We start from the raw sequence: 22,128 nt of genomic DNA on the forward strand, positions 1-22,128 counted from the left end.
TACACCCATAAAACAAACACGCAAACAACAGGAGTTGACCTGAAATGAGTTGGTTTCAAAAAATCATGTCATCCCGGATTAGAACCGAGGGTGGTCACAAGAAAAAAAATATACCTGAAGGCCTTTGGGGAAAATGCAGCCAATGCCAAGCCGTACTCTATCAACCTGAAAATGAAAAACAGGGAAAGGTTTGCCCTAAATGCGGCCACCACGAGCGCTTAACGGGACGCGAGCGTTTGGTGTATTTTTTAGACAACAGTGATTGGCTGGAAATTGGGGAACATGTTAAACCAGAAGATCCGCTTAAGTTTAAAGACACCAAAAGATATAAAGATCGCTTGGTTGCCACTCAGAAAAAAACCGGAGAAAACGATGCGCTGGTAGCGGTTCAAGGTCAACTCAATGGCCGAGATGTGGTGGTCACTGCTTTTGACTTTGATTTTATGGGTGGTTCAATGGGGTCTGTGGTTGGAGAAAAATTTGTACGCGCGGCTCACCACGCTTTAGAGCATCGTTTACCGTTGATTAACTTTGCATCTTCCGGCGGTGCCCGCATGCAAGAGTCTTTATTCTCTTTGTTACAAATGTCAAAAACCGCTGCTGCCCTAAAGAAAATGAAAAATGCCGGACTGCCTTATATTTCGGTGTTAACCAATCCCACCACTGGTGGTGTTTCGGCATCTTTAGCGATGCTCGGTGATGTAAACATTGCAGAGCCCAACGCCTTAATTTGCTTTGCAGGACCTCGGGTTATCGAGCAAACGGTGAGAGAAACATTACCTGAAGGTTTTCAACGTAGTGAGTTTTTGTTAGAGCATGGTGCTTTGGATTTGATTGTGCCGCGCCATAAAATGGGCCAAAAAATTACGCAACTATTAAATTTACTATTACCTGAGGCAGAACTTGAGGGTATAGTAGAAACGCTCGAGCCTGACGAAATAATAACCGCTGAAGATGCAAAAGAGTCTTGATCAGTGGCTTGCATCGCTGAATCAACATAAAATTGATTTAGGCTTAGACCGTGTTAAAACAGTCTTATCTCGATCGCCCTTTAATGAAATAACAACACCGATTATTACCGTCGGCGGCACCAACGGTAAAGGCTCAACCGTGACCGCATTAGGGACATTGATTGAAACTAATCAACAGCGAGTCGGTGTCTTTACTTCACCTCATTTGTTTAATTACAATGAGCGCATTCAAATTAATGGTCGGCCCGCACAAGATAATGAGATTGTGGCGGCTTTTGAAGCCATAGAAGTTATTCGGGCAGACACGCCCTTAAGCTACTTTGAGTTTTCTTTATTAGCCGCACTGTGGATTTTTCACCATCATTCAGTTGACTACATGGTGTTGGAGGTGGGTCTCGGTGGGCGCTTGGATGCGGTTAATGCTTTGCAATCTGACCTAAGTATTATTACCACTGTGGATATTGACCACAGCCATTGGCTGGGTGATGATATTGAAACCATTGCCGCAGAAAAAGCCGCCATCATGCGATCTGGTTGTGTCATGATTTATGGTGATGCTAACTGTCCGGTGGCCATTAAAAAGCGTGCTCTAGATGAAGATGTGCGGTTATTACAGTGGCAAATTGATTTTAATGCCACCGTACATCCCACAAGCTTTGATTATCAATGTGATAAAAAAAGATTTAATGACCTGACCATGCCTCTTATGTTGGGTGATTTTCAAATACGCAATTTTTCCACCGCTTTGACTGCTTTTTTACAATTTGAGCCTGAAGTTAAGCAAGCTGTCATTGACCAAGCACTTAAGCAATGGCGAATACCCGGACGTATTCAATGTCTCCAGACAGCCCCTCAAGTGATAGCGGATGTTGCTCATAATCGGCAATCAGTTCAGGCGCTCATTGATTGGTTAGATCATAATCCAATCCAAGGTCACACCCGTGCGGTTTTTTCAGTGTTAAAAGACAAACAAGCCGAAACATGGTTATCTGCCATTAATAAACACATTGATCATTGGTTTATTTTTGCCATGGAAGGAGAGCGCGCCACCGATATTCAATCTTTAAAAAAGCAAATGGCAGATGCCGGTTGCATGTTATCAGTCTGTGAGAATGGACAAACAGCTTATCAACAAGCCGTCGGTACCAGTCGAAAGAAGGATCGCGTTATTGTGTTTGGCTCTTTTCATGTGCTGGATGAAGTTTTTCAAGATAGCCAAATACTATTCAATAGCCAATAAACTCAAATTTTCTGTCTTTATTGGTCACTTTTATCCCTGTTCTCTAACTGTTGTTCCTCAGATTGCCCTATATCAGCTTCAGCAGGCCGTTGTTGATCTTCGCCTTCCTGGGTGTCGTCATTGGATTGAGAATCACTTTGGTTGGTTTGATCAGGTTCTGATTCATTTTTATTATCTTTCAAGTTGTCAAATTGAAGTGGTTCAATAATATGAAGATCCCGTTGTGGGAAGGGTATGGTAATCCCTGCTTCCTTGAAGGCATTATCTACGGCAAAATTAAGATCACTTTCCACCTGGTAAATGTTTTTAATGTTGTAAATCATGACTCTGAGTTCAAAATTTAAACTACTGTCACCAAAGGATCTGAAATGAATTTGTGGTTTGTAACCGGAGCGTTTAACCACCTGATTGTGGTTTTTGGCAACATCCATGAGTAAGTTTTTGACCTGTTCTGTATCTGAACCATAAGCCACGCCAACTTTAATGATGAGTCGACCAATGGAATTACTGAGATTCCAGTTAGTAACATGATGAGAAAGTAATTCAGAATTAGGCACGAGTACTTCAGAGTTGTCAAAAGTTTTGATGTTGGTGGCGCGCATTTTGATTTTCTGAATAAAGCCGATGGTATCGCCGACCTCAACCCAATCACCTGGTTTTACAGGCCGTTCAAACAGTAAAATAATACCGGAAACAAAGTTGCTGACAATGTTTTTAAGACCAAAACCAATACCCACGGATAAAGCACCGGCAATTACGGTTAAGTTTGAAATATCAAAGCCGGCGATTGAGAGTCCGATAAATACCACGATGGTGGTACCTATATACCAAAACAACATGGATACCACTTCTCGCGGGCCTTTTTTTAGACGACTTTTATTAAACCATTGGTATTCAATGCCATGACGAATTCGACTGAGTATAATAATGAGAACGATTGAAATTAAAATAGCGATGACTAAACTACTGGGAACGATTTTTAAGGAACCCAGTTCAAAGCCATCGGTAAATACCAGTTTTAATTGTTGATAGGTTTCTTTAAAGGCTCCACCTAACCAAATCATAAATGCAAGACCGGCGATGCCAACCACGATACTGATTAATAAGCTTACCCAAAAAGGGAACGCATAAATAACGTCCTCTTGTTCGTCTTCTTCCTCATCTCTGTCACTTTCTTCTACGTCTTTTTTAAGCCGACGAATATGATGCACCAACAGTATTTTGCGCAAGCCGTTGATGTTTTTTGCTGCTAAATGAAGCATAAAACCACCCAGGTTTAAGACCAATAGATATTGGGCCAATTTTGCATAGGTGGCGACATAAAATATTAATGTTAAAAATGCAACGCCACAACTCAAAGCGGCAATAAAACGGTCTTTATAAGGTTTTAAAACTAAGTACCAATAATAACTGGCAGCAATAAAAAGACCATTTATAACGATAAATAAAGGCGTAATAAATAATGATTGGGAACTGAGCCACTGATCAAAATTATATTGACGGTAATCAATGGCATTCCAGCCAAAGGAAGCCAGAATAATTAATGCTGTAGACATCCAAATGAAACGCTTAATGTTCTTTGGAGAAAAAGATTTAGGTAATAAAGGCAGTGATAAAAATAAGCAGCCATCACGAATCAGAAGTGCCAAAATCATTAATAACAACAACCATTGAAACGGTGGTTCAACCCACCATGTAAAGATACCGCCGGCTATCAATGGGAACCAGAAGATGAGGGCTAAACTCTTAAATTGTTTTTTTAGGGTATCCAGTTGTGGTTTTTTATCATAGCTTTTGAAATAGTGAACCCGGTGTTTGAAAATAAGAAAGAAATAATACAAGAGCGCAGCTACAGTAAGTCCAATGGCGGCCAATTGTGTGGGAATAATACGTGGTAATTGTAATTGACTGAAATCCAGTGGTTCTTTAACAAAGTGCCAAATTTTATGACGAACCTTTATGCCCTGAATCCACAAATTACGTTTCTTGTTAAATATTTCTTGGCGAATTTGATCTAATCTCGATGACAGTAGGCGACAGTCAATCAGTTCTTTGGTGACGGTTTTGATTTGCTCGTCAATTTCTTCAGTACCCGGATAATCAGGTTCCGGTTTGACTTCATCCGGCGAACTTGATTGAATTGAACTGCCATCCAAGGCATCGATGTCACGGGCTCGGGTTAGCAGATTTAACTCATTTTCATGGTGTTGTTCACACGCTTTTAAGCGTTGCATTAAGTTAACGCTGTCAGCATCTATTTGGTTTAGATTGGTTTTTGTTGAGGTCTGTTGTTGGTATTTTTGCTGGAGACGCTCAAATTCTTGTTTTAAAGATTTTGAACTGGGGGTGTTATTTTGAGCATAGGTGGTTACAAAAGCCGCTGCAATTAGTATAGAAACAGCAATTAGAATTAATTTTAAAGAAGATGAGTTATCGTGCATGCCATAAATTTTAGCATAAACAAGCGTCTATGAATGGCCAAAAAAAACTGCGACACAAAGCAAAGTTCATGACGCAGTTTTTAAGGCGGATTAGTCTTATCAGAGATAACTTGGTTATCTACCGTGGACAGCTTCGTTAAGCATTGTCTTTGTGATTATCCGCTTTAACTGATCCAGATTCAGTTTTGGGCTGGTTTTCTTTTGATGTGTTTTCCTGAGGTTTATTCTCCTGAGGTTTATTCTCCTGAGGTTTATTCTCCTGAGGTTTATTCTCCTGAGGTTTATTCTCCTTAGGTTTAGTATCCTTAGGTTTAGTATCCTTAGGTTTAGTATCCTTAGGTTTAGTATCCTTAGGTTTAGTATCCTTAGGTTTAGTATCCTTAGGTTTAGTATCCTTAGGTTTAGTATCCTTAGGTTTAGTATCCTTAGGTTTAGTATCCTTAGGTTTAGTGTCCTTAGGTTTAGTATCCTTAGGTTTAGTATCCTTAGGTTTAGTATCCTTAGGTTTAGTATCCTTAGGTTTAGTATCCTTAGGTTTAGTATCCTTAGGTTTAGTATCCTTAGGTTTAGTATCCTTAGGTTTAGTATCCTTAAGTTTAGTGTCCTTAAGTTTAGTGTCCTCAGGCCTGGCACCCTTAGACTGGCCTTGAGCGGCTTGCTTTTGAGCTTTTTCTTTCTTGATTTGTGCACCTGATGGCACAATCGGATCTTTTTTGGCGACCAAATCAGCGACACTGCCTAAGGGTCTTTTCATTTTATTGGCAGTGGTGCCTGAAATCTTTGTTTGTTTATCTTGTGAGCCATTGTCTTGTTTGTTTTCAAGCGATTTATCATCCTGTTTACTGGATTGATTTTGTTTTTTCTGTGCAGGCTTCCTATTAGTTGGCTTATCAGAGTTTTGGTTTTTTTCTGAAGTGTTTGGGTTCTGATTAGCTTGTTTTTGATTACTCTGCTTGTTATCAGGCTGTTTTTGGTTAGTTTGATTCTGGTTAGTCTGTTTTTTATTGGCCTGCTGCTGATCAGGCAGACTCTGATTAGATTGCTTGTTATCAGTCTGCTTCTGATTAGACGGCTTCTGATTAGACGGCTTCTGATTAGACTGCTTCTGATTAGATTGCTTCTGATTAGATTGCTTCTGATTAGATTGCTTCTGATTAGATTGCTTCTGATTAGATTGCTTCTGATTAGATTGCTTCTGATTAGATTGCTTCTGATTAGATTGCTTCTGATTAGATTGCTTCTGATTAGACTGCTTCTGATTAGACTGCTTCTGATTAGATTGCTTCTGATTAGATTGCTTCTGATTAGATTGCTTCTGGTTAGATTGCTTCTGGTTAGATTGCTTCTGGTTAGACTGCTTCTGGTTAGACTGCTTCTGGTTAGACTGCTTCTGATTAGATTGCTTCTGGTTAGATTGCTTCTGGTTAGTGGATTTTTGGTATTTGCCACGGGTTTTTTGTTGGTTCTGCCGTTGTGATTTCTTATTCTTATGGTTTTCGGAACCGGCAAATAAAGATTTAAACCAAGATGTGACCAATAAAGCAACGGATCGTTTGGGTGCCTGTTTTTCCGGTTTGACCATTTGCAGCGCGGCTTGCTCTTTTTGTGGTGTTGGTGGATCGAGATCCATTGGTTTTTGACAATCTTCGGGCTCAACCAGTTTAATTTGGTTAATGTCAATTTTGGACTCACTGACATTTAAGCGTTGTACGTGATAGTTTGGTGAACTTAAGTTTTCATTTGAGATAACATTTAACTGGACATGATGACGTTGTTCTAATTCAGTTAACTCTTCACGTTTTTCATTCAATAGTTTATTACTAACCTCTACCGGTACTTGAATAATAACGCGTCCGGTTTTGGGTTTAATCATTTCTTCTTCGGTAATTCGAATGATGGAAATAATCAGCGATTCCATGCTGCGAATGGCGCCAAATCCGGCACAAGTGGGACAGGTGATTTGGCTGGAATCGGCAATCGATGAGCGTAATCTTTGACGGGACATTTCCAGCAAGCCGAATTTAGAGATACGACCAATTTGTACCCGAGCACGGTCAATGGCGGTGGCATCTCGTAAGCGGTTTTCCACTTGTCTTTGGTTTTTATGCAAACGCATATCGATAAAATCAATCACCACCAGACCGCCTAAGTCACGAATTCTGAGTTGGCGAGCGATTTCATCAGCGGCTTCTAAGTTGGTGTTTAAAGCGGTGGTTTCGACATCAGCACCTTTGGTGGCTTTAGCTGAGTTAATATCGATACTAAGCAACGCTTCAGTGTGGTCAATGACTAAAGAACCCCCTGATGGTAGTTTAACTTCACGTTCAAAAGCCGATTGGATTTGTCGTTCAATCTGATATCGTGAAAATAGCGGCGTGGTGTCATTATAATAGGATAGTTTCTTGAGATTATGCGGCATAACTTGTTGCATAAACTCGCGGGCTTTTTCATAGGAAGCCCGATCATCGATTAAAATTTCACCGATACTGGGCTGTAAGTAATCTCGCAAGGCGCGAATAAATAGATCACTTTCCTGATAGATGAAAAAAGGTGCGCGTTGTTGGTCAGAGGTTTTTAATATCGCCTCCCACACTTGTCGCAAATAGTTGAAGTCCCATTGCAATTCTTCATAACTGCGACCCAATCCGGCGGTGCGGACAATGATGCCGTCTTCACTTGGAATATCAAGTCGGTCAAGAATTTGTTGCAATTGACTGCGTTCTTCGCCACGTATTTGACGCGAAATACCACCGGCGCGTGAATTATTCGGCATATAAACCAAATACCGACCCGCCAGTGAAATATAAGTACTCAAAGCCGCGCCTTTATTGCCACGCTCTTCTTTATTGACCTGAACGATGATTTCATCACCTTCATTCAGGGCTTTATTAATGGGTAACCGAGCCTGGCCTTTGGGTGATTGTTTACAATAAACCGGACTAATTTCTTTGTAGGGTAAAAATCCGTGTCGTTCAGAGCCGTAATTAACAAAACAGGCTTCTAAAGAGGGTTCTATGCGGGTGATTTTTGCTTTATAAATATTGCCTTTTTTTCGATAGTGACCAGCTGAGTCAATATCCAGATCATATAGTTTTTGTCCATCTGCAATGGCCACCCGGATTTCATCGGCGTGGGTTGCATTGATTAGCATTCTTTTCATCTTTGTTCCTTTGGTTTAGGAACGATGCGCTGCTCAAATTAGCTTAATTGTTGTGAACAAATTCACGGCTTTGGTACAGATGTGAATATGTTTATAATGACGAAAGTGCAAATAGGGCAGTGGTTGTCACATGGCTTAGGTGAATTAACTGCTGATGTTGTACTATTTACTCGCGTTGTAATAATCGCTGTTCGTTGTTATTCTTTATTAGGCAGATTATTATCATCTGCTTCATGTATTAATTAAGACTGAGCTGGTTGTCGTTCCATTCAGTTTTACCCTTAATCATTCCAATGATTAAATGTTCCGGCGATTAAGACCTCGGTATATGTCTAAGTCTTAGTGTGCTTCCGTGGAACCGAGCATGTTAAAATTGTCGTCTTTTGTCTCATCAATGAAGACTTAAAAAAGCTTCGGTTGATTGTTTATCATCCGAACTGCGCGGATTTTAACATTAAACAGATGATATTGCTTATTATTTTTATAAAGAGAAATTTAGCAACGTGACTAAACCTATTTTTACAGTGGATACGTATTCCGATGGCCAACGATTGGATAACTATTTGCGCAAACAACGTAAGCACATTGCCACCGGACAGATATACAAACTGATTCGTAAAGGGCAGGTGCGTATTAATGGAAAGCGCTGCCAACCGTCATCAAAATTAAAAACAAACGATCAGGTTCGGGTACCACCCTTTATGTTTTTTGAGGAAGTCATTGATAAACAGCCGGTATCAAGTGATTTAAGCAGCAGTTTGTTGGCGGCGGTTATCGCTGAAGATGATAACTATTTAGTATTAAATAAGCCGGCAGGAATACCTGTTCATACCGGTACTGGCCACACCCATGGTGTTATTGAGGTTTTACAGCAGCAGTCTCACTATCAACATGTGTTGTTGGCGCATCGTTTAGATGTGGTCACCAGCGGTTGTGTGGTGTTGGCAAAAAGCAGACCGGCCTTATTGGATTTTCAAACACAATTGCGCGCCAGGCAAGTGAAAAAAACCTACCTGGCGCTATTAGAAGGTACTTTGAATGTGCCTGTTACAGTTAAGCAGAATCTTGCTGAAACCCGAATAAACGGTCTAAAAACCGCGGTTATAGACCCTTCAGGCAAAGTCGCTGAAACACATTTTGAGCCTCAAAAAATTAAGGCCGGCTTCAGTCAAGTGCTGTGCTCGCCGGTGACGGGGCGAACCCATCAAATCAGAGCACATGCAGGGTATTTGCAATGTCCGATTGTTGGTGATTCGCAATATGGCGGCAGCCAACGGAAAAGTTTACCCAGAGCAGTGTATTTGCACGCTTGGCAGATTGCATTTAACGGCCTATGTTTTCAGGCACCCATCCCGCATGAATTTGAACAGTTTTGGGATGTGGTGGATTGTTGATGACTCGGCTTTGAGTGGTTGCCTTAATCGGTTAGAATGAGCACCTTTAACGTCACTATATCCACATGTCTGTTTTTAATCACAAAAAGGCCTATCCCAAAGGTCAGCTTAAAAGTTTCGACATAAGCTCGAACTTTCTTAAAGACAATGCCTTGGGTGATCCGCATCAACGGCAGTTAACGGTTTATTTGCCGCCGGGTTATGATCAGGCACAGAAATATCCAGTGATGTATTATTTAGCCGCTTATACCAACAGTGGTTTAGGTGTCACCGGATGGCGAAATTTTGGTGAATCCATTCCCGAACGGCTGGATCGGTTGATTGCTGAGAAGAAATTAGGACCGACCATCATGGTTTTCCCTGATTGTTTTACGTCATTAGGTGGTAACCAATATTTGGATTCTCCTGCCATCGGTTTATATGCTTCTCATATTCATAAGGAGATCATACCTTTTGTTGAATCAGCGCTGGCGATTAAAACCGGTGCCCGGCACCGTGCTGTTTTAGGTAAATCTTCGGGCGGTTTTGCCGCCATGCGCTTTGCCATGGATTTTCCCAGGTTTTGGGGTGCCATTGCCAACCATTCCGGGGATGCCGGTTTTGAGGTGCTGTATCGCCGCGATTTTCCGGCAGTGGCGGATGTGCTGGCTGATTTTAATGGTGATATCGATAAATTTGTGAAACGCTTTTGGCGTGCGAAAAAAATCATGGGTTCGCATATTCTGGCACTCATGCATATTTGCCTGGCCGCCACCTATGATCCGCAGGAAAATGGGATTCGTCTGCCTTTTGATTTAAATACCTGTGCTTTAGATGAGGAGGCTTGGCAACAGTGGCTTCGTCATGATCCGGTCAATCGTGTGGAACAAGGAGTCAGTGGTTTAACGGCCCTAAATGGGCTTTATATGGATTGCGGTTTTCGCGATCAGTATTTTATTCATTACGGCATGCGAGAATTGGTACAAAAACTTGAAAATCACAAAATCAAACACATTTATGAAGAGTTCAACGGTAGCCATTCCGGTATCGATTACCGTTTGGACGAGTCATTACCTTATTTATACGAGAAAATACAATGATTAAAGTCAGCGAATCCGCCATAGAATTTTTGGGCGGTGTCATCAAAGAGCAAGATGTCAGTAATCTGCATTTAAAAGCCACCATTCAAAATCCCGGCACCCCGGCGGCCGATTGCCATTTGAGTTTTTGTGAAAAACAAGAAGTGCAAGTGGGCTATGATGAGCAAGACTTAGGGGCATTTAATCTTTATGTGGCGCATGATGATTTAAGTTACTTTGAAGACGCTGAGATTGATTACGATGTTCAGGGTGCCAGTGGTCAGCTCAATATCAAAGCGCCGAACATCAAAGGTGATACGCCCGATGATGATGCACCGATTTTTGATCGTGTGGCTTATTTTATTGACGCTCAGATCAATCCGATGTTGGCCTCTCATGGTGGTCATGCCCGTTTAGTGGCGGTCGAGGAGGATAAAGCCGTGATTGAATTTGGCGGCGGTTGCCACGGCTGCGGTATGGCCAAGCAGACCTTATCGCAAGGCATGGAAACCCAAATCACGGCACAATTTCCGGAAATTAATCAGGTGGTGGATGCCACTGATCATGCCTCCGGAGAAAATCCCTATTATTAAAGGTTACAAGCATGGAACACATAAATAACAACATCATAGATGTCACCACAGACAGTTTTGTCAAAGATGTCATTGAGCAGTCCCAACAAAAACCGGTGCTGGTGGATTTTTGGGCTGACTGGTGCGAACCTTGTAAGAACTTAATGCCGTTGTTGCAGCAATTGGCTGAAAAGTACCCCAATGATTTTGTTCTGGCTAAAGTGAATACCGATCAGGAACAGGAATTGGCGATGCAGGTGGGTATTCAGAGTCTCCCCACTGTGGTATTGATTAAAAAGGGTGAAATTGCTGATAGTTTTACCGGCTTAAAACCGGCCGGAGAATTAGAGCAGTGGTTATTGCCGCATCTGGATACGGTTTCGGAAAAGTCCGAAGAACCTGCGGTTGTTGAAAATGATGAGGCCAGCACTTTAATCGCTGAGCAAAATTATGAAGCAGCCCTGGCAGTATTGGAATCGATGCCCAAAGAGCAGGCTGTCTGGCAAATGATGGAAGTTCATTTGCTCATGGACAACGTGGAACAGGCGCAACAATTACTCAATGACATGCCTGATGAACAACGTAAACTACCGCAAGCCGATTTAATTGCTGCCCGTATTCAACTGGAACAAGTTGATTTGCAAGGCCGTGATGAATTAATTGAATTGAAAACATTAATTAATCAAGGTGCAACTGATCAAGCGGCGGAAGGTTTATTGGAGAAATTAGCTGAAAACCCGCAAGATGATGCGGTCAAACAATTATTGATTCAATCATTCGCTCTGATGTCAGATCGCAGTCAAATTAACCGTTACCGTCGGCGTATGTCGTCATTGGTATTTTAAATTAAGTTTTTGAGAACCGTTATGATCAAGCATTTTTTAACACTGTCTTTATTGTTTACATCGTGGGCACAGGCCGAAAAACCAGTGCCTGATGTGGCCGATGCTTTTGAAGTGGAGCCGGGCATTATTATTTCAGCACAACCGACCACTGAGGACATGGAAGTACTGAAAGAATATGGTATTAAAGCCGTCATTAACTCCAGAACAGATGCTGAAATGGATTTGCTTGATTTTAATGAGCAGCGCTGGTGGCACACCGCCGATGTCGGTTACAGTCAAGTGGCCATTGGTAGCGATGAACCGTATTCAGTGGCCAAACTGACCGCCTTTAATGAAGCCATGGAAGCTGCTCGAGAGCAGGCCGGTGATCAGCCAATTTTGCTGCATTGTCGTTCCGGACACCGTTCCAGCCAACTCTATGCCGCCTGGTTGGTTAAATACAAAAATCATACTCCGAATGAGGCTTTTGCCAAGGTCGCGCCAAAAGATCGATTATTGCACCCTATGGAAAAGCTTTTAAATCAGAAATTGATGGTTCGTTTTGCGGATGAAGCCACCACAACCGAGGAATCACATTAAATTATGACAGTTGTCACCCGATTTGCACCCAGTCCCACGGGCTATTTACATGTGGGCGGAGCCCGAACCGCTTTGTTTTGTTACTTATTTGCCCGTCATCATGGTGGTCAATTCGAATTGCGCATAGAGGACACCGATACCGAACGCTCAACGGAGGCATCAGTACAAGCCATTTTTGATGGTATGCAATGGTTGGGTTTGGAATATGACAATGAAGTCCGTTTCCAGAGCAAAAACTTACCGCGTTATCACGAATGTCTTGAGCGACTTTTAGACAATAAGTTGGCTTATTATTGTGACTGCAGTAAAGAGCGCTTAGAGAAATTGCGAGAAAAACAGATAAAAAGTGGCGAAAAGCCGAAATATGATGGTAAATGCCGTGATTTGAATCTCAGCAAGAGCCCGGAAACCATTGTCCGTTTTAAAACCCCCAAAACCGGCCAGGTGACTTTCATTGACTTGGTGCGTGGTGAAATTACCGTTGCCAATAACGAATTAGACGACTTAGTGATTGCCCGTGCCGATGGCATGCCAACATATAACTTCAGCGTGGTGGTGGATGATGCCGATATGGGTATTACCCATGTGATTCGTGGCGATGATCATGTCAATAACACCCCACGACAAATTAATCTCTATAAGGCCCTGGGGTTTTCGATTCCCGAGTTTGCCCATGTGCCGATGATATTGGGTGATGACGGTGCCCGTTTGTCCAAGCGTCATGGTGCGGTCAGTGTCATGCAATACGCCGAAGACGGCTATTTACCGGAAGCGGTGTTAAATTATCTGGTGCGTTTGGGTTGGTCTCATGGTGATCAGGAAATTTTCAGCAAAGAAGAGATGATCAATTACTTTTCTTTTAACAACGTCAGCCGTGCCGCCAGTGCTTTTAACACCCAAAAACTGGATTGGATTAACCACCATTATATGCAGCAAGCCGATCCCAAGCGATTAGCAATATTAATGGCTGAACACTTAGAAAAAACCGGTCATGGTCATTTTGAAGTTGATCGGCTTATGCCTTTGGTGGCACTGTTTAAAGAACGGGTACACACCATCAATGAACTGACGGATTTATCCCTTTCTCTGTTATTGCCGATTTCTGCGTACGACGAAAAATCTGCGCAAAAAGCTTTTAAGTCTGCAGCCATTGAGCCCTTAGAGCGCGTCATTTCACACTGCCGTGCCGTCAATGACTGGTCAACTGCCGATTTACATCAGCTGATTGCTGATGTGGTGGCAGAATTAGAGGTGGGTTTTGGTAAAGTAGGGATGCCCGTTAGATTGGCCTTATTGGGTCAGGCCCAAGGACCGGCCATTGATGCCATCATGCGGATTTTAGGGCAACAAGAAACCATTCATAGACTGCAACAAGCCATCGCGTTTATTAACAGTCAAACCACCGGGTAATTCTAAAGATTCACCTCGCTAGGAATGGCGGGGTGGATGAAAAAGGTCGTTAAAACTGCTATAATCTGCGACCGTATATCAGGGGACAACCTGAATGTTAACGGCTTGAGTCTTAATGACTCTTCAGGCAGCCGGTTCATGCGCTTAATCATATTTATCAATAGAGAAGCGTATCCGCACACACTAAAAGTAAAGGTATTATTTATGACACGCAAAGTTTCCATGTTTATTGATGGTGAAAAAGTCACCAGTCAATGTAAAGAGTGGATTCCGGTAACGGATCCGGCCACCCAAGAAGTGATTTGTGAAGCGCCTATGGCGACTGAAGAAGAGGTCAATCGCGCCATTGCTTCGGCGAAAAAAGCCTTTGAAACATGGAAAGAGGTTCCGGTAACCAAGCGGGCACGAATGATGCTAACCTATCAACATTTGTTGAAGAAACACCACGATGAAATTGCTGAAATTCTGGCCGAGGAAACCGGCAAGAATTTTGAAGATGCCAAAGGCGATGTCTGGCGCGGTATTGAAGTGGCCGAGCATGCCGCGAATATGCCGTCTTTGATGATGGGTGAGACTGTTGAAAACGTGGCCACCAATGTCGATACCTATAGCATTATTCAACCGTTAGGCGTTTGTGCCGGTATCACACCGTTTAACTTTCCGGCCATGATTCCTTTGTGGATGTTTCCGATGGCGGTGGTTTGTGGCAATACCTTTGTGTTAAAACCTTCAGAACAAGACCCGAATACGCCGATGCGTTTGGCTGAATTGTTTTATGAAGCCGGTTTTCCGAAAGATGTTCTGCAAGTCATTCATGGCGGTAAAGATCAGGTCAATCAGATTTTAAATCATGAAGACATTGAAGCCATTTCATTTGTTGGTTCCGTACCGGTGGGTGAACATATTTACAGAACCGGTACCGATAACTTAAAACGAGTACAAGCTTTTGCCGGTGCAAAAAACCACATGGTGGTGATGCCCGATGCCAATAAGAGTCAGGTTATTAATAACATCGCCGGGGCGGCCTGCGGCGCAGCCGGTCAGCGCTGTATGGCGATATCAGTGGCACTTTTAGTGGGTGAAGCACAAGATTGGCTACCTGAAATTAAAGATAAAATGGCAGAAATGAAACCGGGCCACTGGAAAAAGCCTGAATCTTTTTATGGCCCATTAATTTCACCCCAAGCAAAACAAAAAGTTGAGCGCATGATTGATCAAGGCGTGAAAGAAGGTGCCACCTTATTATTAGACGGTCGCGGTTTAGAAGTTGAAGGTTATCCTAATGGAAACTGGATTGGACCGACCCTGTTTTCCGATGTCACAACTGATATGGACATTTATAAAACTGAAATATTTGGTCCGGTACTCTGTGTCATTAATGTTGATACCATGGAAGAAGCGCTTGAATTGATTAACAATAACCCTTACGGAAATGGCACCTCAATATTCACCTCTTCCGGTGCCGCTGCCCGTAAATTCCAACATGATATTAAGGTCGGCCAGGTGGGTATTAACATACCGATTCCGGTGCCTTTACCATTTTTCTCATTCACCGGTTGGCGTAAATCTTTTTACGGTGATCAGCATGCCTACGGCAAACAAGCGGTGCGCTTTTATACCGAAACAAAAACCATTACGGCGCGCTGGTTTGAGGATGATATTCCCCATGATTCAGCACCGAATGCCACCATTAACTTATAAGGATACGGTCTATGGATTTTGAATTAAATGAAGATCAGCAGGCTTTTGTGGATGCCGTTAAAGAGTTTGGCAAAAGTGCTTTAGAACCGTATGCCGCACAGTGGGATGAAGAAGCCCATTTTCCGGTGGATGTCATTAAAAGTGCGGGTGAAATGGGCTTTTTAGGTATTTATTCGCCGGAAGCTTATGGTGGCATGGGTTTAAGTCGTTTGGATGCCTCTCTGATTTTTGAGGAAATGAGTAAATACTGCACCTCCACCACGGCTTATTTAACCATTCATAATATGTGTGCCTGGATGTTAACCAGCTATGGTTCAGCAAGTCTTGCACAAGAATGGGGTCAAGCCATGACCTCGGGTGAAAAACTGGCCTCATACTGTTTGACAGAACCGGGTCATGGTTCTGATGCCGGTAACTTAAAAACCACCGCCCGTAAAGACGGCGATCACTATGTGGTTAACGGCAGTAAAACCTTTATTTCCGGTGCCGGATCGACTGATGTGTTGATTCTTATGGCACGCACCGGTGAAGAAGGCCCGCGCGGTATTTCTTGCTTTATGATACCGGCAGACAGTGATGGCATTGATTACGGTAAAAAAGAAGACAAAATGGGCTGGAATTCACAGCCGACGCGTCTGATTACCTTCAGTGATGTGAAAATTCCGACCGATTACCTGATTGGTGAAGAGGGTCAGGGCTTTAAGTTTGCCATGCAGGGATTGGACGGCGGTCGTATCAACATTGCCTCGTGTTCTTTAGGCACCGCACAAATGGCGCTGAATACTGCTCAGGCATATATGTTGGAAAGAAAGCAGTTTGGTAAAACACTGGCATCCTTTCAGGCGCTACAATTTAAGTTGGCTGATATGTTAACCGACTTAATTGCGGCACGCCAAATGGTGCGCTTGGCAGCCTTTAAACTGGATAAAAAAGATCCACAAGCCACAGCCTATTGCGCCATGGCAAAACGTTTTGCCACTGATGTCTGTTTTCAGGTTTGTGATGAAGCACTGCAATTACACGGTGGTTATGGTTACATCAAAGAATATCCGCTGGAACGTTTTGTGCGCGATACCCGCGTGCATCGTATTTTGGAAGGCACCAATGAAATTATGCGTTTAATTATTTCTCGAAAAGCTTTACAAGAAGGCGCCTTAGAGGGGATTCAATAATGTCAGAACAGTATCAGGATTTAATTGTTTCCGAAATTAACACCGACTTTGGCAAGCTGGGTCAGATAGTCTTGAATAAGCCCAAAGCCCTTAATGCAATTTCCACCGTGATGATTGAAGGCATGCAACAGGCTCTGGACAAATGGCGTGATGATGACACCATCAAAGCGGTCTGGATTGAAGGCAGTGGTGACAAAGCCTTTTGTGCTGGTGGTGATGTGGTGATGCTGTATCATTCCATGAAGTCCACGCCGGCCGGTGAAATTCCGGAAAAAGCCGCCGAGTTTTTTGCCAAGGAATACCGCATGGACGAAACCATCCACACTTACCCAAAACCGGTGATTGTTTGGGGTGATGGTATTGTTATGGGTGGTGGTATTGGTGTGATGGCGGGTGCCTCGCATCGCATCGTCACAGAACGTTCCATGTTGGCTATGCCGGAAGTCACCATTGGCTTATATCCTGATGTCGGGGCATCCTGGTTTTTGAACCGAATGCCAGGTCAATGCGGTGAATTCCTGGGCATGACCGGTGCGCGCATGAACGCCGCGGATGCCTTGTTTGTGAAATTGGCTGATTTTGCCGTGTCATCAAGTGATTACGAGTCATTGCGTACAGCCATTAGCCAAACAGATGGCAGCCATGATGCCATCACATCGGTGATTCAACAACATCACAGCAACACCGGCCAACAAGACAGCACTTTATACAGCCATTTAGATCGTATTAACGCACTGATGGCGCCCACAGACATGACTGAGTTGGTAGCGGGCTTTGCGAAATTAGACGAAGCCGATGGTTGGTTGTATAAATCAACCAAAGGGTTGTTACGCGGGTGTCCCATGACCCTGTATTTGGTGCGCGAACAAATTAAACGCGCCAAATACATGAGCTTATCTGAAATTTTTGCCATGGAATTGATTATGTCAATACAATGTGTGTTGCATCCGGATCTGGCGGAAGGCGTTCGGGCCTTGTTGATCGACAAAGACAATAAGCCTCAATGGAGTGTCGGTTCCGTGGCTGAAATTACACCGGTCATGGTCGATGAATTTTTCCAACAACCGCAACACTAAAGGTACTGTTATGACGTCACATATCGCATTTATTGGCCTCGGCAACATGGGTGGCCCCATGGCTCAAAATCTATTAAAACATGATTACAAAGTCACGGTTTTTGATTTAAACGAAGAAGCGGTTAAGCTATTAACCGACCAGGGTGCACAGGCCGCGACCAGTGCCGTTACAGCCGCACAACAGGCCGATGTGGTGGTCACCATGTTACCCAATGGTGACATCGTTAAGTCCTTATACATCGGCGATAAGGGGTTAATTCAGGCGGCTAATAACAAAACATTATTAATTGATTGTTCCACCATTGCTGCTGAAGATGCCCGAGCGGTCAATGCCGCAGCGAAAGCGGCCGGTATCGGTATGATTGATGCGCCGGTATCCGGTGGCACAGCTGCCGCTGAAGCAGGTACATTAACCTTTATTTGTGGTGGTGATACCGCTGATTATGAAGCTGCTCAACCGGTGTTGTCAGCCATGGGTAAGAATATCTTCCACGCCGGTGAAGCCGGTGCCGGGCAAGTGGCCAAGATTTGCAACAATATGTTGCTGGCGATTCATATGATTGGTACCTCTGAAGCGCTCAATATGGGGGTTGCCCAGGGTTTGGACCCGGCAGTCATGTCAGACATTATGAAAGCCAGTTCCGGCAATAATTGGTCATTACAAGTCTACAACCCGTATCCCGGCGTGATGCCGAATGTTCCGGCCAGTCGAGGCTATCAAGGTGGCTTTATGGTGGAACTGATGAATAAGGATTTGGGACTGGCGCAAAAGTTAGCCGCGCAATCCAAAGCCGCCACGCCCTTAGGTGCGTTATCGGCACAACTCTATCAAATTCATCAAAATCAAGGTGGCAATGGTTTGGATTTCTCCAGTATTTTGCAATTTTTACAGTCTAAACAGTAAATTTAACAGGTATAAAAAAACCAAGGGGCTAAGCCCTTGGTTTTTTAAACTAAACAATCAGTTAAATTTTATAATATTGGTCAATTCGGCTTTGCCACTGCGAATCGGCAAAATTTGGCCAATTATCTTTATCAAAGCCTTCAGCATTTTTAAGCTTTTCTTTATCTGCGTTTAATTTAAAGCATTTATTTTCGGTGTCGAGCTCCATGGCTTCCATGGGAACTGCAAATAACTTATTGCCAATGCCCAAAAATCCACCAAAATCCATGACTGCATACCTTACTTTACCGGTGTTGGTGTCAATCATAAAATCCTTGACATCACCCAGACTTTCGCCTTGGAAATTTTTAACATCATTACCGTTTAAAGATGTCGCTGAAAGTATATTCTTGTTACTCATAGTTTTCTCCTCTGCTAAATAATACATCTTGATTGATTTTTAAATCTAACGTTTCTTATAGTCAGTCTTTACTAAACTATGATAATTATTTTAAAGTTTACTGCATAAATGAATTGTAAATGAAATGATAATATTTCGTTTAACAACAGTATTTTATAGAAAATTAACTCTTTGAATCGGGGTGAGATTATTGTTATCAATTTGACTTATTTATTGTTTTCCGGTTCAAACCCGGTCCTAATTCCCAGGCATCTGCATCAATGGTCTCTTTGTACGCATGCCAGGTGGCATGACCAATCACGGGTAGCAGAATGATAAAGCCAAGATAAAAAGTGGCAATGCCCACCAGTGTCAAACTGACAATCAGCGCGCCCCAAACCAACATGGTGAGCTTATTTTTAAGCACCGCATTGATGGATGTGATAACAGCAGTGACAGTATCGACATTGCGATCCATAATCATAGGAATAGAAAAGGCACCCATACAAAAAATAACCACGGAAAAAACCGCACCCACAGCGGTACCGATACTTAAAAATTTAATCCAACCCTGAATATCCAAACTGCTCATGGATGGGAAAAAGATATGCACCATGCTGGCAGCACGGGCCCAGACCAAAAACACAATCAGAAAAATTAAAGACAAAACCATGGCGTTACTGAAGTTTTTCCGGCTTTCCCGGACACATCTGAATAATTGCGGCGGTATCTGGTTATGAATTTGCCGGCTGAGCGAATACAAACCGATACCGATGATGGGACCGATGAAGAAAAAGCCTGCAGTTAAGGCAATGGCCAGCACAATCGAATGGGCCTGATACGCAACATAAGTAATCACGACACTGATCAGCATCATCACCAAGCCATACAAAAGACTCAGTAAAGGGACTTTTTTAAAGTCTGCAAAGCCCTGTTTTAACCACCGAAAAGGAGCCGAAACCGGTACCTGACGACAAGGTGCCACCATCGGTCGTGTGTCAATAGGGTGATTGCTTTGCTGATTCATTTACGGGCCTCTTTTTTGTATTAATACAAATTATATCAGTTGAATCACAGGCACGCCATGAATGTGATATTCGTACTTTTTAACCGGAATTTGCTTCAATCCAGCTTTTGACTGCTTTAAAAGGATACTGCTGTAATTGTCCAAATCCGGGCAGGGCTCTAATTTTTAATCGGGTAAATATCGGTGTGTGGATACCACACAGGAATTTTGTGGTGTTAAGGGTGCTGCGTTCTGAGCCCATGGCTGTAAAGAAATCATCGGTGAGCTGTTTAAAATCAAATTGTTTCAAAGGCGTCAATTTTTCGGTACTTTCAAAACTAACTGCACCGGACTTGCAAGCCGAGCAATGACCGCAATGCTCAGGGGCTGAATAATCACCAAAATAACTGGCCAGTTGCCGACTCAAACAATCACCTGATTCAAACAGGGCAATCATAGTATGAATTCGATCAATTTCGGACTGTTCTTTGTTTTCAAATAATTGAAACATTTTGTCGCTTAGTGTATCGCAGTTGAAATCTTTGCGGATAATTGAAAATCGTTCAACCGCTTGCTTGGCCTGTAATTCGATGTGACCTTGATCGTCCAGCCATTCCAATGCGGTGATGATGCGACTGCGGTTGCTCTTATAATTGGCTAACATGGCTTGTATATCGACATAGGTCCAGGTCTTTTTAACGATACAATGCTGGAATAAGGTACTGATAAAGTCACGACGCTCACCTTCGAACAGATCAATAATACTTTGCTGATCGGTCAAACTTTTAAAGGAATAGTCTTCAAAATAGCTTAATTGAGGCCGAATAATACCTGCGAGCTCCAGATAAACCAATAAGGTTTTTAAAGGCAAAACCCGAATATTTAATTCATTGGACAGGGCGATTAATTTGGTTTCCCAAAAAGGTTCTTCGGTGTCACTAATTTGCTGTAACAGTTTCGCAATCGCTGATTTTTCCGGGGTGTCGCCATAAACAAAGTTTTCCTGCACCTGTAAGTCATCCTTATTAGCCAAGACCTCACACAGTGATATTTTGTCATCACGACCGGCCCGGCCAATTTCCTGGGCATAATTTTCAATCGATTTAGGCAAGTCATAATGAATCACCCGTCGGACATCAGCTTTATCAATACCCATACCAAATGCGATGGTGGCCACCACACAGTTGACTTCACCGGCCATAAACTGGTTTTGAATCTGCTCACGTTCTTCAGATTTCATGCCGGCATGATAATGTTGTGCCTGAATACCCTGTCGCTGTAGATATTCGGCCACGGTTTCCGCGGTTTTTTGCAAAGTCACATAGACAATGGTCGGGGCATCGGGGTCTGATTTAAGATTATTTGATAAGGCCTTAAGTCGTTCGGTACTTGCCGTGGGGCTCATTTGTAAGTATAAATTATTCCGATAAAATCCGGTCATCACCACATTGTCTTCGGCGATACTGAATTTGGCCCGCATATCAGCCACCACTTTTGGAGTGGCGGTGGCAGTCAGCAACAAACATTGCGGAATATTAAATTCTTTCTGGTAGTGCGGTAACTTTAAATAATCGGGTCTGAAATTATGCCCCCACTCGGAAATACAATGGGCTTCATCCACCACCATCAGTGACATATTCATCTGCTTTAACTGGGCGCGAAAACGTTCATTTTTAAAACGCTCCACCGAAATCATGAGGATTTTCAATGCACCGTTTTTGGCCTGTTGCAGGACTTGGGTATAGTCATCACGCGCCAGGGTATGATCCAGACGTGCGGCTTTAACACCATGTTTTAACAAAAAGTCTAACTGGTCTTTCATTAAAGACAGCAACGGCGAAACCACCAGAGTTAAGTTTGGTAAATGAACCGCCGGTAGCTGATAACACAGGGACTTTCCTGATCCGGTGGGGAAAATGGCGGCTGCTGATTGGCCGGCCATAATTGTTTCAATCACCTGCTGTTGACCGGCTTTAAATTCAGTGAAGTGAAAAGTTTGTTGAAGTAACTGTTCCAGATTCATGATAACGCTCCTTGTAATTGAAATTTGATTATAACAGCCATTTAGTTCTTTATAAGCATACCCGTGGTGCATTTAGAAAATAGTTGAAAAACAAGAAGTTACTCATAGCAAAATGCGGTATATTTATAAGTCTCGAAACTTGAAAATTACCAATGCTATGAGTAACTTAGAATGCAGTTATATCAAAATATTGTCTG

17 protein-coding genes and 1 pseudogene are annotated in these 22,128 nt (G+C 42.9%); 12 read left to right on the forward strand and 6 right to left on the reverse strand.

Going from position 1 to position 22,128, the window contains the following annotated elements; translation table 11 throughout:
• The first annotated feature begins 44 nt into the window (after window positions 1-44).
• Window positions 45-971 carry an acetyl-CoA carboxylase, carboxyltransferase subunit beta gene (gene accD, locus OS173_RS11860; protein WP_267184508.1) on the forward strand — a complete coding sequence of 309 codons (927 nt, stop codon included), beginning with the start codon at window positions 45-47 and terminating at the stop codon, window positions 969-971.
• Window positions 955-2,211, forward strand: coding sequence for a bifunctional folylpolyglutamate synthase/dihydrofolate synthase (locus OS173_RS11865; RefSeq protein ID WP_267184509.1), 1,257 nt, complete (start codon window positions 955-957; stop codon window positions 2,209-2,211). The genes accD and OS173_RS11865 overlap by 17 nt, the downstream gene beginning before the upstream one ends.
• A gap of 17 nt (window positions 2,212-2,228) precedes the next feature.
• Here OS173_RS11865 and OS173_RS11870 read toward each other — a convergent pair whose 3' ends face one another.
• The 3 genes and pseudogenes from OS173_RS11870 to OS173_RS13435 form a co-directional block, all read right to left on the reverse strand.
• Complete coding sequence (locus OS173_RS11870) at window positions 2,229-4,652, reverse strand: mechanosensitive ion channel family protein (RefSeq protein ID WP_267184510.1); 2,424 nt, start codon at window positions 4,650-4,652, stop codon at window positions 2,229-2,231.
• 750 nt (window positions 4,653-5,402) lie between these two features.
• Window positions 5,403-6,350 (reverse strand): pentapeptide repeat-containing protein, encoded by a 948-nt coding sequence (locus OS173_RS13430; RefSeq protein WP_407659822.1) that lies wholly within the window; start codon window positions 6,348-6,350, stop codon window positions 5,403-5,405.
• Window positions 6,340-7,812 (reverse strand): annotated as a pseudogene (locus OS173_RS13435) (Rne/Rng family ribonuclease); the annotation flags it as partial. The pseudogene OS173_RS13435 and the gene OS173_RS13430, both read right to left, overlap by 11 nt.
• 503 nt (window positions 7,813-8,315) lie before the next feature.
• On the opposite strand from OS173_RS13435, the gene OS173_RS11880 reads away from it, so the two are divergent.
• The 10 genes from OS173_RS11880 (at window position 8,316) to mmsB (ending at window position 18,523) form a co-directional block, all read left to right on the forward strand.
• Complete coding sequence (locus OS173_RS11880) at window positions 8,316-9,206, forward strand: RluA family pseudouridine synthase (RefSeq protein ID WP_267184512.1); 891 nt, start codon at window positions 8,316-8,318, stop codon at window positions 9,204-9,206.
• Window positions 9,207-9,271: 65 nt separating this feature from the next.
• Window positions 9,272-10,285 (forward strand): alpha/beta hydrolase, encoded by a 1,014-nt coding sequence (locus OS173_RS11885; RefSeq protein WP_267184513.1) that lies wholly within the window; start codon window positions 9,272-9,274, stop codon window positions 10,283-10,285.
• Entirely contained in the window at window positions 10,282-10,857 is a 576-nt protein-coding gene (locus tag OS173_RS11890; protein ID WP_267184514.1) for a NifU family protein, read from the forward strand. The genes OS173_RS11885 and OS173_RS11890 overlap by 4 nt, the downstream gene beginning before the upstream one ends.
• 11 nt (window positions 10,858-10,868) lie before the next feature.
• Window positions 10,869-11,681, forward strand: coding sequence for a thioredoxin (trxA, locus tag OS173_RS11895; protein WP_267184515.1), 813 nt, complete (start codon window positions 10,869-10,871; stop codon window positions 11,679-11,681).
• A gap of 21 nt (window positions 11,682-11,702) precedes the next feature.
• Window positions 11,703-12,260, forward strand: a complete 558-nt coding sequence (locus OS173_RS11900) for a dual specificity protein phosphatase family protein (protein WP_267184516.1) — start codon at window positions 11,703-11,705, stop codon at window positions 12,258-12,260.
• A gap of 3 nt (window positions 12,261-12,263) precedes the next feature.
• A complete protein-coding gene (gene gltX, locus OS173_RS11905; protein ID WP_267184517.1) occupies window positions 12,264-13,670 on the forward strand; it encodes a glutamate--tRNA ligase in 1,407 nt (468 codons plus the stop codon).
• Window positions 13,671-13,874: 204 nt separating this feature from the next.
• Window positions 13,875-15,371, forward strand: a complete 1,497-nt coding sequence (locus tag OS173_RS11910; protein WP_267184518.1) for a CoA-acylating methylmalonate-semialdehyde dehydrogenase — start codon at window positions 13,875-13,877, stop codon at window positions 15,369-15,371.
• A gap of 11 nt (window positions 15,372-15,382) precedes the next feature.
• Window positions 15,383-16,543, forward strand: a complete 1,161-nt coding sequence (locus OS173_RS11915; RefSeq protein WP_267184519.1) for an acyl-CoA dehydrogenase family protein — start codon at window positions 15,383-15,385, stop codon at window positions 16,541-16,543.
• The gene (locus OS173_RS11920) at window positions 16,543-17,619 is read left to right on the forward strand and encodes an enoyl-CoA hydratase/isomerase family protein (protein WP_267184520.1); all 1,077 of its coding nucleotides are present in this window, start codon (window positions 16,543-16,545) and stop codon (window positions 17,617-17,619) included. Before OS173_RS11915 ends, OS173_RS11920 begins: the two co-directional genes overlap by 1 nt.
• Before the next feature lie 10 nt (window positions 17,620-17,629).
• Window positions 17,630-18,523, forward strand: a complete 894-nt coding sequence (gene mmsB, locus OS173_RS11925) for a 3-hydroxyisobutyrate dehydrogenase (protein WP_267184521.1) — start codon at window positions 17,630-17,632, stop codon at window positions 18,521-18,523.
• A 61-nt stretch (window positions 18,524-18,584) separates the two neighbouring features.
• On the opposite strand, the gene OS173_RS11930 is transcribed toward mmsB, so the two are convergent.
• The 3 genes from OS173_RS11930 to OS173_RS11940 all read right to left on the reverse strand — a co-directional run bounded on the left by OS173_RS11930 (window position 18,585) and on the right by OS173_RS11940 (window position 21,931).
• Window positions 18,585-18,923, reverse strand: a complete 339-nt coding sequence (locus OS173_RS11930; protein WP_267184522.1) for a PRC-barrel domain-containing protein — start codon at window positions 18,921-18,923, stop codon at window positions 18,585-18,587.
• Window positions 18,924-19,119: 196 nt separating this feature from the next.
• Window positions 19,120-19,929 carry a DUF2189 domain-containing protein gene (locus OS173_RS11935; protein WP_267184523.1) on the reverse strand — a complete coding sequence of 270 codons (810 nt, stop codon included), beginning with the start codon at window positions 19,927-19,929 and terminating at the stop codon, window positions 19,120-19,122.
• A 79-nt stretch (window positions 19,930-20,008) separates the two neighbouring features.
• Window positions 20,009-21,931 carry a RecQ family ATP-dependent DNA helicase gene (locus tag OS173_RS11940; RefSeq protein WP_267184524.1) on the reverse strand — a complete coding sequence of 641 codons (1,923 nt, stop codon included), beginning with the start codon at window positions 21,929-21,931 and terminating at the stop codon, window positions 20,009-20,011.
• Between the last annotated feature and the right edge of the window lie 197 nt (window positions 21,932-22,128).

It is taken from the genome of Marinicella gelatinilytica (genome assembly GCF_026410405.1).
In the GTDB taxonomy this organism is placed as follows: domain Bacteria; phylum Pseudomonadota; class Gammaproteobacteria; order Xanthomonadales; family Marinicellaceae; genus Marinicella; species Marinicella gelatinilytica.

Excerpts from the sequence above, each read along its gene's own strand:
- OS173_RS11940 (WP_267184524.1), bottom strand. The coding sequence starts at position 21,931 with ATGAATCTGGAACAGTTACTTCAACAAACTTTTCACTTCACTGAATTT.
- OS173_RS11930 (WP_267184522.1), bottom strand. The coding sequence starts at position 18,923 with ATGAGTAACAAGAATATACTTTCAGCGACATCTTTAAACGGTAATGAT.
- OS173_RS11870 (WP_267184510.1), bottom strand. The coding sequence starts at position 4,652 with ATGCACGATAACTCATCTTCTTTAAAATTAATTCTAATTGCTGTTTCT.
- OS173_RS11910 (WP_267184518.1), top strand. The coding sequence starts at position 13,875 with ATGACACGCAAAGTTTCCATGTTTATTGATGGTGAAAAAGTCACCAGT.
- OS173_RS11865 (WP_267184509.1), top strand. The coding sequence starts at position 955 with ATGCAAAAGAGTCTTGATCAGTGGCTTGCATCGCTGAATCAACATAAA.
- mmsB (WP_267184521.1), top strand. The coding sequence starts at position 17,630 with ATGACGTCACATATCGCATTTATTGGCCTCGGCAACATGGGTGGCCCC.
- OS173_RS11935 (WP_267184523.1), bottom strand. The coding sequence starts at position 19,929 with ATGAATCAGCAAAGCAATCACCCTATTGACACACGACCGATGGTGGCA.
- OS173_RS11885 (WP_267184513.1), top strand. The coding sequence starts at position 9,272 with ATGTCTGTTTTTAATCACAAAAAGGCCTATCCCAAAGGTCAGCTTAAA.
- OS173_RS11915 (WP_267184519.1), top strand. The coding sequence starts at position 15,383 with ATGGATTTTGAATTAAATGAAGATCAGCAGGCTTTTGTGGATGCCGTT.
- OS173_RS11900 (WP_267184516.1), top strand. The coding sequence starts at position 11,703 with ATGATCAAGCATTTTTTAACACTGTCTTTATTGTTTACATCGTGGGCA.
- accD (WP_267184508.1), top strand. The coding sequence starts at position 45 with ATGAGTTGGTTTCAAAAAATCATGTCATCCCGGATTAGAACCGAGGGT.
- OS173_RS11920 (WP_267184520.1), top strand. The coding sequence starts at position 16,543 with ATGTCAGAACAGTATCAGGATTTAATTGTTTCCGAAATTAACACCGAC.
- OS173_RS11890 (WP_267184514.1), top strand. The coding sequence starts at position 10,282 with ATGATTAAAGTCAGCGAATCCGCCATAGAATTTTTGGGCGGTGTCATC.
- OS173_RS13430 (WP_407659822.1), bottom strand. The coding sequence starts at position 6,350 with ATGTCAGTGAGTCCAAAATTGACATTAACCAAATTAAACTGGTTGAGC.
- gltX (WP_267184517.1), top strand. The coding sequence starts at position 12,264 with ATGACAGTTGTCACCCGATTTGCACCCAGTCCCACGGGCTATTTACAT.
- trxA (WP_267184515.1), top strand. The coding sequence starts at position 10,869 with ATGGAACACATAAATAACAACATCATAGATGTCACCACAGACAGTTTT.